This is a genomic window from Kaistia defluvii, assembly GCF_026343955.1.
GTDB classification, from domain to species: Bacteria; Pseudomonadota; Alphaproteobacteria; order Rhizobiales; family Kaistiaceae; genus Kaistia; species Kaistia defluvii.
Genome location: NZ_JAPKNI010000004.1, coordinates 392,261 through 407,148 on the forward strand (window position 1 = coordinate 392,261; position 14,888 = coordinate 407,148).

At 61.4% G+C, this 14,888-nt stretch carries 18 protein-coding genes; 2 read left to right on the forward strand and 16 right to left on the reverse strand.

The window, feature by feature from the left end; all coding sequences use genetic code 11:
- Nucleotides 1–295 precede the first annotated feature (295 nt).
- From OSH10_RS12755 to OSH10_RS12810, 12 genes are all read right to left on the reverse strand, one after another.
- Nucleotides 296–1,006: a lytic transglycosylase domain-containing protein gene (locus OSH10_RS12755; RefSeq protein ID WP_266332137.1), complete on the reverse strand. Its 711-nt coding sequence runs from the start codon at nucleotides 1,004–1,006 to the stop codon at nucleotides 296–298.
- A gap of 4 nt (nucleotides 1,007–1,010) precedes the next feature.
- Nucleotides 1,011–1,346 (reverse strand): DUF736 domain-containing protein, encoded by a 336-nt coding sequence (locus OSH10_RS12760; protein WP_066478904.1) that lies wholly within the window; start codon nucleotides 1,344–1,346, stop codon nucleotides 1,011–1,013.
- A 35-nt stretch (nucleotides 1,347–1,381) separates the two neighbouring features.
- Complete coding sequence (locus OSH10_RS12765) at nucleotides 1,382–1,927, reverse strand: S26 family signal peptidase (protein ID WP_066478908.1); 546 nt, start codon at nucleotides 1,925–1,927, stop codon at nucleotides 1,382–1,384.
- A complete protein-coding gene (locus OSH10_RS12770) occupies nucleotides 1,924–2,442 on the reverse strand; it encodes a DUF2840 domain-containing protein (protein WP_066478910.1) in 519 nt (172 codons plus the stop codon). Before OSH10_RS12770 ends, OSH10_RS12765 begins: the two co-directional genes overlap by 4 nt.
- The gene (locus OSH10_RS12775) at nucleotides 2,439–2,693 is read right to left on the reverse strand and encodes a hypothetical protein (protein WP_066478912.1); all 255 of its coding nucleotides are present in this window, start codon (nucleotides 2,691–2,693) and stop codon (nucleotides 2,439–2,441) included. Before OSH10_RS12775 ends, OSH10_RS12770 begins: the two co-directional genes overlap by 4 nt.
- Nucleotides 2,690–3,343, reverse strand: a complete 654-nt coding sequence (parA, locus tag OSH10_RS12780; protein ID WP_266332139.1) for a ParA family partition ATPase — start codon at nucleotides 3,341–3,343, stop codon at nucleotides 2,690–2,692. The genes OSH10_RS12775 and parA overlap by 4 nt, the downstream gene beginning before the upstream one ends.
- Nucleotides 3,340–4,485 carry a replication initiator protein A gene (locus OSH10_RS12785; RefSeq protein ID WP_266332140.1) on the reverse strand — a complete coding sequence of 382 codons (1,146 nt, stop codon included), beginning with the start codon at nucleotides 4,483–4,485 and terminating at the stop codon, nucleotides 3,340–3,342. Before OSH10_RS12785 ends, parA begins: the two co-directional genes overlap by 4 nt.
- A gap of 19 nt (nucleotides 4,486–4,504) precedes the next feature.
- Nucleotides 4,505–4,786 (reverse strand): helix-turn-helix transcriptional regulator, encoded by a 282-nt coding sequence (locus OSH10_RS12790; RefSeq protein ID WP_266332141.1) that lies wholly within the window; start codon nucleotides 4,784–4,786, stop codon nucleotides 4,505–4,507.
- 136 nt (nucleotides 4,787–4,922) lie between these two features.
- Nucleotides 4,923–5,426, reverse strand: coding sequence for a DUF2285 domain-containing protein (locus OSH10_RS12795; RefSeq protein ID WP_266332142.1), 504 nt, complete (start codon nucleotides 5,424–5,426; stop codon nucleotides 4,923–4,925).
- The gene (locus OSH10_RS12800) at nucleotides 5,356–5,688 is read right to left on the reverse strand and encodes a transcriptional regulator domain-containing protein (protein ID WP_266332143.1); all 333 of its coding nucleotides are present in this window, start codon (nucleotides 5,686–5,688) and stop codon (nucleotides 5,356–5,358) included. Before OSH10_RS12800 ends, OSH10_RS12795 begins: the two co-directional genes overlap by 71 nt.
- A gap of 127 nt (nucleotides 5,689–5,815) precedes the next feature.
- Complete coding sequence (locus OSH10_RS12805; RefSeq protein WP_266332144.1) at nucleotides 5,816–6,091, reverse strand: DNA -binding domain-containing protein; 276 nt, start codon at nucleotides 6,089–6,091, stop codon at nucleotides 5,816–5,818.
- A 60-nt stretch (nucleotides 6,092–6,151) separates the two neighbouring features.
- Nucleotides 6,152–6,418 (reverse strand): helix-turn-helix domain-containing protein, encoded by a 267-nt coding sequence (locus OSH10_RS12810; RefSeq protein WP_010336146.1) that lies wholly within the window; start codon nucleotides 6,416–6,418, stop codon nucleotides 6,152–6,154.
- Nucleotides 6,419–6,737: 319 nt separating this feature from the next.
- Between OSH10_RS12810 and OSH10_RS12815 the strand changes: the two genes are divergently transcribed.
- Nucleotides 6,738–7,058, forward strand: coding sequence for a helix-turn-helix domain-containing protein (locus OSH10_RS12815; protein ID WP_010336145.1), 321 nt, complete (start codon nucleotides 6,738–6,740; stop codon nucleotides 7,056–7,058).
- A complete protein-coding gene (locus OSH10_RS12820; RefSeq protein ID WP_266332145.1) occupies nucleotides 7,036–8,277 on the forward strand; it encodes a type II toxin-antitoxin system HipA family toxin in 1,242 nt (413 codons plus the stop codon). The genes OSH10_RS12815 and OSH10_RS12820 overlap by 23 nt, the downstream gene beginning before the upstream one ends.
- Nucleotides 8,278–8,371: 94 nt before the next feature.
- On the opposite strand, the gene OSH10_RS12825 is transcribed toward OSH10_RS12820, so the two are convergent.
- From OSH10_RS12825 to OSH10_RS12840, 4 genes are all read right to left on the reverse strand, one after another.
- A complete protein-coding gene (locus OSH10_RS12825; protein ID WP_266332146.1) occupies nucleotides 8,372–8,698 on the reverse strand; it encodes a DUF736 domain-containing protein in 327 nt (108 codons plus the stop codon).
- Nucleotides 8,699–9,356: 658 nt separating this feature from the next.
- On the reverse strand, nucleotides 9,357–11,972 hold the full coding sequence (locus tag OSH10_RS12830; RefSeq protein WP_266332147.1) for a hypothetical protein: 2,616 nt from the start codon (nucleotides 11,970–11,972) through the stop codon (nucleotides 9,357–9,359).
- Between the two features lie 8 nt (nucleotides 11,973–11,980).
- Complete coding sequence (locus OSH10_RS12835; RefSeq protein WP_266332148.1) at nucleotides 11,981–14,251, reverse strand: McrB family protein; 2,271 nt, start codon at nucleotides 14,249–14,251, stop codon at nucleotides 11,981–11,983.
- 172 nt (nucleotides 14,252–14,423) lie between these two features.
- Nucleotides 14,424–14,864, reverse strand: a complete 441-nt coding sequence (locus OSH10_RS12840) for a hypothetical protein (RefSeq protein WP_266332149.1) — start codon at nucleotides 14,862–14,864, stop codon at nucleotides 14,424–14,426.
- Nucleotides 14,865–14,888: the final 24 nt, after the last annotated feature.

A 14,888-nucleotide genomic window follows, 5' to 3' on the forward strand; every position in this document is an offset into this window, starting at 1 on the left:
GACGGCGGAAAATCGGCCGATATTCGGTTAGAGTGCCGGTCAAAACCCTGCAACGCCAAGGCTTTGCGCCATATCGCGGTACGCGAGGCCCAAAAGCATGGTGCCGTGCGCCGCGTCCCAAAACAGTGTGCAGACAAGGGCTTGCCCAGAAACCGCCCCGACAGGGTGCCGGTTTCCTTTATCTTGCCCTCCGCCTTTCTTTCCCTTTTTGCCCTTCCTGCCGGGAATGCCGCCAGGCGACCCCTTGCCTGACTGCACACCGGAAGCGGACCGAAAGCGGGTGGAGACGCCATGTTCATGGCGCATCTCCATTGCTCACACGGGCCACGAATATGCCGCCGTCCTGCGGCTCCTGATCGACGGATACGCGCAGAGGAAGGGTTGCGCGGGCGCCGTTCGACGGCTGATTGGCCGCCGCCGAATTGCCGCTGGATTGCGCAACGAAGAGCGGAGCTTCGCGCCAATCCGGCGGTGGCGGCGGCACGATCGTCGGCACATCAGGCGCAGTCGCACGCCCGAGAACCGGCGCGAGCGTGGCGACATAGGCGCGCGTTTCTGAGGGCAAAACGCGGCCCGTCGCCAGATGCTCGTCATAGCGACCGGGACCGGCGTTGTAGGCGGCAAGCATGGCCGCAACATTGCCGTAGCGGTTCCACATCTCGCGCAGATACGCCGTGCCTGCGAGGATATTATCGCGCAGATCGTAAGGGTCGCGCCCGAGACCATGGCGGCGGCGCAGGCCCGCCCAGGTATCGGGCATGACCTGCATCAGTCCCATCGCGCCCGCCGATGAGATGGCGCGCACATCGCCCGCACTCTCCACACGCAGCACGGCCCGAATCCAGTGCTCTGGAATGCCGAAGCGCTGTGACGCCTCGGCAATGAAAGCAGCATGGGGATGCACGGTGACAGGCGCGGGTTGCGGCGTGATCTGCGCGATGGCCGGCATCGAGCCGCTGCCAGCCAACAGCAGGGCCGTGAAGAGAAGGAGGGCGCAGGATCGCATGATCTCAGTCCCGATCTTCGCGGGGCTTTGGACGGCTCCAGTGTAGCGACCATGACGAGCCTGCATCGTCATCGCGGAACAGGTTGGCGCGGATCGGCTGCGGCAAGGCGGGATCGTCAAGCAGTACCGAGAGATATTCGCCAGCCTTTTCGCCGGTACGTTTCCATGCAGCACCGACCTCCGGCCCGTCATGTTCAATGAAATGGACGCGATAGTCTGGCGCATTCTCCGCATCGGAATGTTCGGCGGGCACGATGACGAGATCGCGCTTCATGGTGAGCGTGACGAGCTGACCCGCGAAGCCGGATGCGTCACGCGCGAATTGACCGATCTGTGGCATGGTATGTCTCCTGTGTTGGTGGATTTGGCGTGAGTTCAATGCGTGACCGCCCGCCATTCGTAGCGGCCATCGCCTTCCTCATCGGTCCAGAGTGGAAGCGCCCGGCCGATGACGGAACTGGCGGGAACAGGTCCGAAGTAACGGCCGTCGAGGCTGTCCCGGATGTCCCAATTCATGAGGAAGAGTTCACCGTCGCCGATGATGCGGCAGCCCTGCCAGACCGGCAGATCGCGTCCCATGCGGTCGCGCTCCAGCGCGTCCCCCATCTCGACATTATCGACGGCAATGGTCGCACCGTGGCGGCAGACGCGCTGTCCCGGCAGGCCGAGGACACGCTTCAGCAGCGGCACGCCGCGCCCGATATAGCCGCGCTCAACCATGAACCGCTCCAGCGGTTCAGGCGGCATGATGGCGACGAGTTCGGGAATTTCGAGCGCATCGGCGGGAGCAACCGTGTAGAGGCCGATGGGCGCGCTGGCGGTCGCATTCCAGATCAGCCGGGTTGGCAGATCGGCGACAGCCGTGGCGACGAGCGTGCCAACGGCTATCATTGTCACGGCGAGGATATGACGGCGGCTCATGGTGCAATCCTCCGGCGGCTGACCCATGCGGCATGGCGCTCCGGGGTGTAGGGATTGGGTTCCTGGCCGGCACTCAAACGGTTGTGGACGTGCCGCCAATGATCCGGCGCAACATCCGCCGGATCGACGCCAAGCGCGTCCACGGCATCAATCAGGGCCAGCACCCGCTGGACTTGTCGCCAGCCGTCGATACGCAGCAGGATCTCGCCGCCAGGACGAACGAAGGGCACGGTCTGGTACGGTTCGCCACGCCCGACAGCGCGCAGGATGTCGAGCCGCGAAACGATGGTGCCGTAATCGTTGGAGGCCCAACGGACGAAGGCGAAGATGCTTTCGGGCGCAAAACCGATCAGACTGCGGCGGCGGTCGATAACCTGCTCAAAGCTCTTGCGGCCAAAGCGTATCCAGCGCTCGACCTTCTTCTTCTGGAAGGTCAGTTCGACCAATGTGGTGAACGGTGCAGGCCCGTCCGCCTGCGGATGTTCATGCGCAGCGCGCACGGTTTTGCCGGTCATGGCTGATCTCCTTCGATGGGTGGAAACTCGCGGACCAGCAGCTCGCGCAGCATCACGGCGACGGTGACGCCACGCCGGAAAGCGGCAACCTTGATGCGCCCGCGCAGTTCGGGCGCGATGTCGATGGTCAGGCGGGCGGTGAACGCCTCCGTAGCCGTCTTGCCGGTTGCCGGCGCATCGGCGGCTCTGACCCAGCTATCGGGATTGCCCGGACGCGATGCGAAGCCGGATTTGACGGGCGGACGTGTCATGGCGCGATCTTCCTGATACCGAGGCCATCGATCTCGGCCACCAGCGCTGTGACCTCCTGTGCGGCCCGTTGGCCGTCATCGGTCTCGGAGACCAGCCGTCCAGTCTGTGCGGCGTCTGCGAAGGCGACACGCTGGCCGACCGTTGTGGCCAGCAAGGGCGGATCATGGTCAGCCAGAGTCTCGGCCGTTTCGCGGGCGATGATGGTGCGCGCACCGCATCGGTTCAGCAGAAAACGGGCGGACAGCTCCGGGCGATAGATGCGTGCTTCGTTCAGAAGCGCCAGCATTTCGGCTGATGCCCAGCCGTCAAAGGGGGACGGCTGCACCGGGATCAGCACCAGATCGGCTGCAAGCAGCGCAGAGCGCATCAGACCAGCGACACGGGGTGGACCATCAATGACGACATGATCGGCGTCACGCGCCAGCTCCGGCGCATCTCTGTGCAGGGTATCGCGGGCAAGGCCGATGACGGTGAACAGCCTTGGCAGCCCTTCATGGCTGCGCCGCTGCGACCAATCGAGTGCGGAGCCTTGCGGATCGGCATCGATCAGGATGACCCGCTTGCCTTGCGCAGCCCAGGCTCCGGCGAGATGCAGCGCCAGCGTCGTCTTGCCCACGCCGCCTTTCTGATTGAGGAGCGCAACAATCATCGCTGTCCTCCCGGTTTGCCGAGAGGAAGTTCAGGCGTGCTTGTTGACGCGGGCGATCCCTGCTTTGGGGGTGTCAGCTTGCCTTTATGGGCACCCGATCTGAGGGCCGCACCAGCCTTCGCGATGAGCTTTTCCACATCGCGCCGCCGCTCTTCAAAGTTAGATTCTGTGTTAGACTCTAAGTTAAGGGCGCAATTTTCGCTTTTGTTACCGAAGGATAGGAGGTGTTTGGGTTCCCGATAGCACGAGCCTCCGGTTCCTGATGGCACGATAGTCCGGGTTCCCGATAGCACGAGGCTATCCACAGGTTTTCCACAGGCCGGGACAGGCTCGAAAGCGAGCAGCATCCGGCCGCCGGTTTCGACCTCGGCGAACAGGGTGTAGCCGGGCAGCGGTTGGCGGCGGATAATGTCGCGCAGCTCGAAGGCGAAGCGCTTGAACGGCGAGAGACTGCCCGATTTCTGGTGCAGGTGACGGAAGTCGAACCGCCAACCGTTTCTTTGCCGCCCACCATGCTTACGCACCAGGCGATAGAGCCAGCGATCCAGCCCGCCGGTCAGATTGAAATAGGCCCGGTCGATGGTGAGGATCAGGGCGTCATCCAGAACCGCACTGTAGAACCAGTCGGGCACGATCATCTCGATGCCGTCCGGGCGGCCGTTGGCATCGGTCCGCTCATGCCATTCGTTGATCCACGAAAAACGATGGCGTCGTCCGTTGGCGCGCTGGCGGATCGAGGTTGCAACCGTGGTCGATTGCAGCCGGTCCAGCGCCGCCTTCAGGCGCTGATAGTCCCTCAGGGAGGTTCCGCGCCCTGTGAATGTCAGGATTTCATAAGGCGTTGCCGCCATCAGGCGCGACGTGCGCAGACCGGCGTCCCGCGCTTCCACGATCTGGCTGGCCGCCCAGATCAGTATATCGGCGTCCCAGATCGTCGCCATACCGTGATCGGGAACAGCTTCGACACGGATCGAGACGTTGCCCAGGGCAAAGTCAATCGGGCGGATACGGTGCGATTTGGAAAGGGAAAAGAAAGGATAGGCCATGAGATCCTGCGCGTCTCTTGGCGCGAATTCACCGGGAAGCGCCCGAAACAGATCGAGTTGTCCGCGTTCCGAGGCGGATGGATGCGGGGGCGCCATCAGGGGCTGACAGCCACGTTCAGCGCGTGATGCGCTTGGGCGAGGTGAACGCGGTCGGCGGCAGAGGTTTCGCCGGGAGAACCTGTCCGCGTGGGTCCGACGTGGAGGTGACCGATCCGCGCGCAACCCAGGCTGCGAGATTCTCGACCGAATAGACAACGCGGCCGCCGAGCTTGTGATAGGCAGGTCCCGTTCCGTAGGTTCTGTGCTTTTCCAGCGTGCGCGCGGACAGGCTGAGGAAATCGGCGGCTTCCTTGGTGCGCAGGTAGCGTGGCGGCAAGGCGGAGAGATCAGGTCGCATGGGGTGGCCTCCGTGGTTGTGCAGGATGCCGCTGACGATCAACGGCATGACATGCGCACGGTGGCGAAGGCGCGGCGGCATGGGGGATGAGGAAGATCGAAGGGGTAAAATCCTCACCCTCGATCAGACGTCAGCGTCAGGGTTTGCGACAATGGCGCAAAAGGTCCAGATAACCGCCGTCGATCAGCGCGGCGGCAGATCGGACAAGGGCGATGACAGAGGCGCGCAAAGCCGATGTCTTCCACGGTTCGGCCCGAACGCGCGCCTCTCCATAGATGGCGATGGCAATCTCACGATAAGTCGCTTGGTTGGCGTTTCCGTCAGCGGCTTGCATCATCAGGCGGAACCGCCGGCGCTGATACGGCGTCATCCTGGGGTCGCGGCGCGCGGGTTTCCCGGCCAGCATGTGCCAGAGCCTGAGAATGGCGTCGAGCCGATCCGGCAGATTTTGGTCAAGTGGCAGGATGATCGCCGGCTGCGAATTGGCATCGGTGTCGGCGAGGATCAGATATTGAACGCCGTCGCTGGCGTCACAGACACCATATGTCCCCTCTGGTCCGCAGATGGCATCAGCAAGATCGACCGATAAGGCGGACGGAGAAGGCGGAAGAAAATCGGGCGCTGCCCCGAGCATCAGCATGTCCGGATTGGCAACAGGCGACCAGATGACCGGTTGGTCGAGCGCGGAAAAGCCGGGGTCTGCCGGGAAATCGCAACCCCCAGCGATGTTGGACGTCATCCGCAAAGGGAAGATGCCCGGCGCCTTGCGCTACAAGATCATCGAAACTGGCCTGATAGGAGGCGTTACGGCGCAGGCATTCCCAGGCGACGCCCTCAACGGGCAGCACCTCGTAGAATTCATACTGGTCCTGGTCTCGCCAGCGGGATGTATCCGGCTTCATGCTCCGCTCCTGGTTGAAACTGCACAGGTGGAGCGTGAAAGAATTGCGGCGCCTCTACCGAGATGGAAGCCGGGACAAAGACATGGGGTGATGCTCTGAGGGCATCACTGGTGCGACGGCGCCGAGGTCAGGTCCGATCTGTCGGACGGCGGAGCAGCTGGCGATAGCCGCTCTGTGTCATCCAGCGCGCGCGGGCCAGATGGCTGTCATGGACCTGCCGGGCGCGCACTGGTTCCAGGGCGGGGTCGATACCGAACAGAATGTTGACGGCTTCGGTCCATTCCGCCCCATCATCGGCCACATCGAGCAGCCGCATATAGAGCTTGATATGCGCGCGGTCATATTCGGTCAGCTCGTCGCTAACAGGTGCAATATCGTCGAAGGGGGGGAGCGGAGATGTCATGTCGCGGGTCGCCACAGAGCACAGGCCGCTGCAGCGGATCGATGATGCCGCCCGCGCCCGTCAGGCGTCATGGATCTGTCGGTGTCTCTTCTCCTCTTCCCCATGAACCAGCAATACTCCTTGCCCGCGATCCGTGGACAGGAGAACAATCCCTGCTGTTTCAAGCGCCCGGCGCACCTGATCCCGCGTTGTCTCATACACCTCGAGCCGGTTCTCGGACTCAAGGCGTTTCAGGGCAGTCAGCGATATTCGGGCCTTGTCAGCGAGCGTCTCCTGCGTCCAACCCAGCAACGCGCGTGCGGCCCGCGACTGTCGAGCGGTGATCATGCATGATCACCTCCCATCGCGACCGGCGCGCATTCCAGAACTACGGCTATTTTAGTCGCCTTCGCCCGATACGCCATACGAATTCGTCGAATCTGGCCAGGACGTTATCTACACGGCTGAGCATGCAGTCCGTCTGATTCGCCTGCATGCCGCAATTGCAGCACTTGTGCTGGCCGCAGTGCCGACCAGCGCAAGATGATCCCCAAACGCTCCATGGGAAATAATCGTGATATGTTTGGAGATCATTTTCTTTGCATTCTACACTGGATATGATACCTATCCAGATCAATGCAACAGGAATGATCCGTAAAGGCGCCACATGAAGGCGGAAAAAGAAGCACTGGGGCTGATCGGCGACCATTTTCGCCGCGCGCGTCTTGCAGCGGGGCTGACCCAGGAGCAAGTGGCCGATCTTGCCGGCATTTCGCGCCCGCGCTACCGCGACATCGAGACGGGAGCAGCGGCTGCGCGCACCACGACATTGATCAACATTGCCAGGGCGCTTGGGCTGGAAATGATGCTGGTTCCGCAGGCGATGGTGCCCGCCATCGAAGCGCTTTTGCGCCCCGATGCCGAGGACGATCATCCGGCCTTCAGCCCGCAACCGGAGAGCGACGATGACAGCCGCCCGTACCGCTGAGACCATCACCGCGCTGGACGTGTTCCTGAACAGTGCGAAGGTTGGCACGATCGTCAGGACGCCGGGTGATTTCAACGCCTTCAGCCTTGATCCGGCCTATCGCGCGACCGGCGGCATCCCGGTTCTGAGCCTGTCCCTGCGCGCGGCATCAGGGGGCCTGCGCAAGGATCCGCGACCTGTCGCAGGCAGCCTGCCGCCCTTCTTTGCCAACCTGCTACCCGAAGACCGGCTGCGCGAGGCGATGGAAAAGCACCATGCGGGCAATGTGCGGCCGGGGAATGATTTCGATCTCCTGGCAGCTCTAGGCGCGGATCTGCCGGGTGCCGTTCGGGTGCTGCCCAGTGACGGTCAACCGGGCATCGGGGCGGCCCCATCCCAAGGGCGGCCAAAAGCCCGCTTCTCGCTGGCGGGCGTGCAGATGAAGCTCTCGGTGATGAAGAACACCGGCAAGGGTGGCGGACTGACCTTGCCGCTCGGGGATGACGAGGGCCAGTATATTGCAAAATTCCCCTCGACCGCCTTTCCGGGCGTGTCGGAAAACGAGTTTGCGAACCTCGCGCTTGCCGAAGCAATTGGCATGGACGTGCCCGAGCGGGAACTGGTCAGCCGAGACCAGTTCGAGGGGATACCCGAAGAGTTCGAAACACTTGCCGAGGGGCTGGTTCTGCTCGTGCGGCGTTTTGATCGCGGGACAGACGGGCAGCGCATCCATATCGAGGATTTCGCGCAGGTTTTCGGCCTGTACCCGGCGCGCAAATATGATGGCGCCGCCTCCCACGACATCGCCTCTGTGCTGAATGTTGCGATCTCGCCGTTCACCGCGCTGGAGTTTGTTCGGCGGCTGACCTTCTCGGTGGTCATGGGCAATGGCGACATGCACCTCAAGAACTGGTCGCTGATCTATCCGGGCGACGGCGACACGCCCGCTCTTGCACCGATCTACGACATGCTTTCGACCGTTCCCTATATTCCGGCAGATGGGCTGGCGCTGTCTCTGGGCGGCGAGCGAGCCTTCAAGGGCTTGGCTCCGGCCCGCTGGAAGACGTTTGCCAATCGGGCAAGGCTTCCCGAGCCAGCCGTGCTCAAGGCCGTTGTCGAGACGGTGCGGCGGATTGATGCGAAATGGTGGACACTGCCGGAACGCGAGTGGGTCCCCCCGCTCGTGCTGGAACGGATCGACGCCCATGTGAAAACCATGATCCCGATCCTGACCGGCTGAGCAGTTCCAGCCCGGACAGGTCACCGGGCCTGGCGGCTTTCCCGCGGGCACGGGAAAGGCCCCGACCTTGCGGTCGGAGCCTTTGTTCCGCGCCTCAGTCGCCGCGGCGACCGTTGGGGCGGGACCAGATGAGGGAGAAGGTTTCGCCATCTTCTTCGTCGAAAAGGTTGGCGTAGATCGGAGCGTTGAAGCTTGGATCGTCCAGCTTGAGGCCCAGATAGTCGCGGCCCTCGTTGGAGCGCTTGGACCAGGCGGCACCGATTTCGGCGCGGCCGACCAGGACCCGGTGGCTGGGGGCGTTCTCGCCGGTGGCGCGCAGGTCGGGGATGATGCGCACGCCCTTGGCCTGGACGCTGAGGGTGACAATGTCGCCGGTGAATTCGTTCAAGCCGGTCTTCTTGAAGGTGCCGATGGTTGCCATTTTAAGTCTCCGTTTTCCGTTTCCGAGCCCGCACCATTGCGGCCTCTATGGCGATCGACCGGCCGGAGACGAACGCTGGCGCACCCCCTCGGGGGCTGGACAGCACAGGAGGAACTTTCTTGTTCCGCGCGGAATGGCGGCTCCGCCGTCAGGGGAAGAAAGTTGTGACGACGCTGTTGCGCTAAAGCGGTCGAAGCGCATCGCGCTGCTCTTCGGCCAGATCAGGCTATTGAAGAGGCCGTTTGGAGCGGTCGAGACACGGGGGCTGAACGGAGATGTGGCAACCTTGAGGCTCCATCCGGATGACCAGACCGGAACCCACCCAGCCTATCTGTCATTCTGCGTTACAGACCGTGCGCATCCTTCCTCCCTGCCTGTCCCACCGACATCGCCCCAACCGGGTTCCCGGTTCAGTCCGTAAACGCTGGTGCGCTGACCGTCATACGCTCCTTCGGGCCACGCTCGGGCTGCACCGCCGATCCGAATGTGTACACCGCAAGCCTGTCGGCCTCCCGATGAAGCCGGCAGATGACCCGCATGCACATTGGTCCATCATCAACAGACGACTGTCGCTCGACCGCCCCAAAAGGGCCACTCCGCAGGCCGATCGCCTCCCGAATATGCAACACGCAGAGTAGCCGTCTCCTCCAATGAATGATCAGAAGTTCGCGCCACAGTCCGGACAGACGACATTAGCCACATGGTCGGCAATTGTGAGGTGGTACGTCAACTGCAATCCGTTCTTATGTAATTCAGTGCCACATCCAAAGCAGGGTGTCCGCATTGACGTGGTTCCGCAGTCCGAACATCGGTAGAACCATTTGGCATTGCCGCGTTCGGTCCTTCCTTGCGTGACATCAGCAATGTCGTGAGCCTTGCCGCAGGCGATGCATAAGCTTGCATTGTACCGGCAGACGTCGGGTTTTTTGCCCCACTGATCTCCTTGCCCGGCTCCCTCCGCATTGATCCGCACGAATTCAGGCTCGGGAAACACCCCCTGAAGCTCGAGTGCAATAAGACGGCGCAAGTTAATAGTCGATGCGCCGGCGGAAACGGGATCCGCACCAAGTTGGATGCTGCCGTGAGCGTGACCCGTCGGGTGGTCCTGTCCGTAGTCACAGTCTCGGCTCCAGACCAACGGCGAAGTCCTATGGTCAACCGCTCCCTTTACGGGATGGAGGATGAAGACGCGGTCGCCATCCTGACCATAGTCCTTGGCGTCGACTAGAAGCGTCAGCATGTCGGCAAGTTCCCCATGCTTCCAACGCGTGCGGAACTTCGCATCCATTACGAGGCCGGAGTGCTGCCCGACAAAATTCCCGAAGATTGATGGGCGATAGTCCCATGCCAAATCATCCTTGGCTCTAAGGTTTCCTGCAGAGGTGGAGACTTTGAAGCGCAGCCGAAAATCCGGACGCCGTCCGTTCGCCAACACGGGCTCAACATCCAGTTGCGCCGTCATACTGGGATGCTGACGTGTAAATTCAATCGTGAAACCTGTGGCTCTTGGTTCACTCGCTTGAGTCGAGAACGTCACGACATGTTCAACCCAATCTGGCTGCGGGACAAAACGGAAGTCTTGCATCAGAACCGCGGCGATTTTGATCAGGCACCAGCGTTCGTAGAGCGCGCTGGCATGCAGGACGTTGATGCGTCCGAGCTTTTCGAGCGTATTTTCGCCAATGCCGGTGCTCTGCTCCAGGACCATGACTTTATGGAAGGCCGCCAGAGCGCCCGCATAGATCGGATTCTGGACAAAACGCATGCCCATCGGAAACGATGAACTAACCGAAACTCCGAGACGATCCCATGAAGCATCCTGGTGACCTAGCGCGCTCTCTATGGCATCGAGTGCGGCAGATGCGATTGCGCCCTCCTGAGCGCGAACATCAAACTGGCTTGCCCGGATAAGCGCGGTGTTTGCCTCCGAGCTATATTCGTGGCGCTCCTTGCTGCTGATGGCCCTGTGCCAGCCTTCTCGTTCGTATCGCAAGCGGGTGGCTACGCGTCGTTCAAGGACCGGCGATCGAGGTTGGACAGCCGAGACATTAGTAAAAGTCGCTCTGCGTCCCGCCTTGCCGTTCGCCGTGGTAAAGGGCCTGACACTCGCCTTGCCCACCAATACCAAGGAGAGGTCTTTGTCGATCCTCTGAGCCTCCCTTACGAGCTCATGAAGACCTTCGGGAAACTGGACCACACTGACCTGGAAGTGCTCGCCTGCGCTATTCGGGCTGTCGCCATCCAGATTTCGATAGAAAAGGCCTCCACCTTTCCCCTCATACTTCTTGCCTACCGAGAAGCGATACTCGCGTTCCGTTGATCGAGATAAGACCGAGCCGTCTGCCCAGTTGGCGATCGCGTCCATGTGTCGCCGGATATCGGCAAGCTGGTTGTCGAATATCTCCTGATCCACCTCGATCCGCGCGGTGGCGAGCAGATCTGCCGCCCGTGCCTTCTCTCTTGCAGAACGGGCGGCAAGATGCCCATGGTGACGCGACGACGAGCGCGCAATGGATTGCGCCACGCGTCGACAATGCTGAACCAGTCCGCGCAGGTATCGATTCTCAGGAACGTCAGCGTTCTCCTGTGCCGAGCGCCCGGGGTAGAGATGTGCGCCAGGACGGCGCAGGACGGCACGAAACGTCTCGGCATTCGGACGTAGGCGCGATTGATGAACCAGCGCCGTGACTTCCCGGATTTCCAGAGCAGGATGCTCGAGTATGCGGCCCGCAGCGTAGGCAAACTCTCTGAGTGCATCGACAAGATCACGGCTGTAGTCGGCCCCCGCCTCACCTAGAGCCCCGGTCGGCTTCCCAATCGCGAGCCAGACCAGCTCGTCTTGAAAGTCGTCGAGATACTCCTGCGCATGGGCGCGATCGAGCTCGTTCGCGACGGCGTCGATGACCAGGTTCCGGGACGGTCCAAGCTCCACCGAGAAAGTCCCGAAGGAGCGGTGCATTTCAGAGAGATGTCGGCTGCTGGGCTTGCTCCAGCCGGTAGCGGGAATCCACCAGACAGCACCGTGCTCATCGAGCACCGGAAGCCATGGATGGCGTTCGCCATCGGCATCGACCGTCGCCGGTTCGACGCTCGCAAGTTGACCGGAGAGTTGAAGGCCGACCCATGGTGCGAAATTTCGGAAGATCGAAACCTCGGCATGCATCGTGCCATCATTCGCGGTATCGATCTCGATTGGATAAGTCGACACCTCGATCCGCCGGGCGATTCCGGGCGAGTCCCAATCGATATCGAGATAGTGCGCCGACACCCCCATCGGACGGGTCAGCGCAGCCAGTAGTTGAGGATACCGTTGTTCCCATCCGCTAAGCGGATCATTCGTCCAAGGTCGCCGACGCAGCTTGCTTCGAGATCAAGGCTTGTGCCTTCGAAGCGCCCCGTCAGCTCGGTTCGCAACTCATCGATGAGTTCGCGGCGAGGACGACCGCTGCCGGCGGGACGTGCGGTGTCGAAGGCGATCTTGGGGAGGATCTTGTGCTTGATAACATTGTCCAGCGCCTCGTCAGGGCCGATCCCGGTAGCCTCGGCCGCAATCATGTAACCTTGCGATTGGCGAATGGCGCGCAGTCCAAATTCCACACCGAGAGGGTCGAGATACTCACGCGATAGATGCGAGAGGAATGCCACTTTCTCATCATGACGGTCGAAGGCCGGATAGTCGCTGCGTACGCCAAAATCCTCTGGAGTCATCCGCAACTCTGCCAGATCCGAAGGCAGGCTTTGATGAGCTGCCTGAACCTCGGCTTCGATCGCGTCCCAGTCTGCCAGCATCGGATTGCGGAACCGCACCACCTGCACGCGATCGAGCACCTTGGGCGAAAGCTGGTGCGTGGTATCGTCCATATTCACGGCGCCGAATATCCAGACGTTCTCAGGCAGGATGATCGAGGTCGGCATGCGCATCTGGGCCGCGAGCGAACGACGAAGGCGTCCATGATGCAGCAGCACGGATTCATTGTCCGCGAAACCACCAAGACGGTGCAATTCGGCATTGGCGCGATCGTCACGCAGCACCTCTTCGAGCGTGGCACCATCGCCAAGCCCTGAGCGACGGCGCGCCTCCGCCTCGACTTCGAGGAAGATGCCTTGTTCGACGACCACGTGGCGCTCCTCGTCGGCGGTGTACAACGGGATCTGGGGAGCTTTGGAGCGATTCTCGAGCAGACTGAGAAAATCGGAGAAGTAGTGCTCCACGCGTGCCAGGTTCATTTCATCAAGGCAGATGAAGTGCGGCACCAGCGGATTGCGCGCGGCAGCCTGCAATGCGAGTAGGAAAGGCGTCGCCTGATAGCTCCGCTGGATGGGGTTGAAATATCCGAGAAGATCCTCCGGGCCAGTCCAGTTTGGCTTCACAGGGATAATCGTACAGGCACCACCGATCGCCTTAGCCGTCGCCCGCACGAGGCTTGTCTTACCAGATCCGGAATCACCGGCCAACACCACCAGGTCACGGGTGCGCAACAGCGCGAGGAAGTCACGAAGCTGGGGCTGCGAGTAGAGCAGGCCTTGTTGGGCCATCCGACACTGCAGCAGCGGGGCGAGCTGGGCGAAGCCTCCGGGGAGCGCGTCGTTGAAGCTAATCCCTTCGCGTGCGTCTTCCATGGCGCCCAGATGAGGCAACAGCACTGCCACGTCCTCGGCATCGGCCAGACCAAGTGCCACAAGCCGGTCGCCTTTCTCGGAGAGCAGCTCTTCTAGGCGGCGATAAGCGATTTCCATAGTCTGCTTCTCTTGTTCCACGGTTCGTTGGTAGGCAGCGAGGCGCTCTTGTTCGTCGCGAAGCTGGGATTGTACCTCGATCACACTGCGCTCGGCCTCATCGCGGCGCTGATAGTGCAAGGAAAGCTCGGCATCGACTTGGGCTTGGACCGCTGCGGCTTCTACTTCTGCCTGCCGACGCGCGGCTACCAGATTGTCGAGCGCCCTGTCATTTTCTACAAGACGGCGTGCAAGTTCCTCGTCTTCGTCAAGGACCAGCTTACGCAGGTAGTTTTCGATTTCACCGCGTGCCAACGTCGAAATGCGGCGCGCTGACTCGGGACCGGTCACCGCCACGTGCCAATCCACCGGGATTTCGCTCAGCGGTCGCAGCGTCGCTGAGCGAACATTCATAAGCCACGGATTCCGCTGTTTCTGACGTTCCGCGACCGGCGAGAGTTCAAGCTCTGCCACCGCCCACTGTCCACCGGATGCAGCAACCTGAGGGTCAATGACCCTGCGCGAGGGGCCTGGAGGCACAAATGCCGATGCTACGACGGCGTCCTTGTTGTCCATTGAGAGCGTAGGATAGTACAACCCAACGCCCTTCTCAGGATGCTCTATGTCGTCGAGGAACCAAAGCTCTCGCCCATCTGCCAGCGCCTTGAGCCATACGCGGCCTATGACACGGATGGGCTTGTCTTCAGGCAAGTCCCATACAAAACGCAATTCCTTGAGAAGGTCAGAAGGGCTACGCTCAATTGCTTCCTTGAGCGCATGATTTCCTCCGGCTGCTAAGCTTTCTGGATGTGGTTTTCCATTCTGATGCTTTCTCATGCTACTAGAGGATTCACCAGCGTTGCAGTCTTGATGCTTCCGCCGCCGGGACATGTGGCACACTTTTGCAGTATGATATTTTGAGGATCGATTTCATTCGTCTGTTTGACCACCGCGCTACCCAGCTACACCACGTCTCGTGACGTCACTCTCCACGACTACGCCCAGCATTTCAAGCACGAGCAAGGCTGGAGCCCGCAGGGCTGTTTGCCGCCATGCTCGCAACGCGCAGGAAAGCTGTCGCGCCTACCGCGACCGCACCGACCACCGAGAAGATGATCTGCCAGGTCTCGGACGGCATCATGTGTTTGACGATCCCCAGCGTAGCGTAAAACCCGGCCATGCCCGAAGGGGCGACGAACGCCAAAGCGATCAGCAGCCGTGCCCAGATCGGGCGAACCAGCATGAGCAGACCCTGACCGACCGCCAGTGTCAGACCCGCGGCGATAAGACCGATGAGGATGCCGCCAAGCCAGCCAGCGCCCGTGCCATAGGCCCATATGCCTGCGTTCAGGCCGATAAAGAACGGCAGGGCGAAGACGGCGAGATTGAACAGCAGCCAGCACATGGTACCGATGGCTGCAATGGAAACAAGAATTCCGAGAATTATCATGGTGGTGTCTCCGTGCAAGGGATT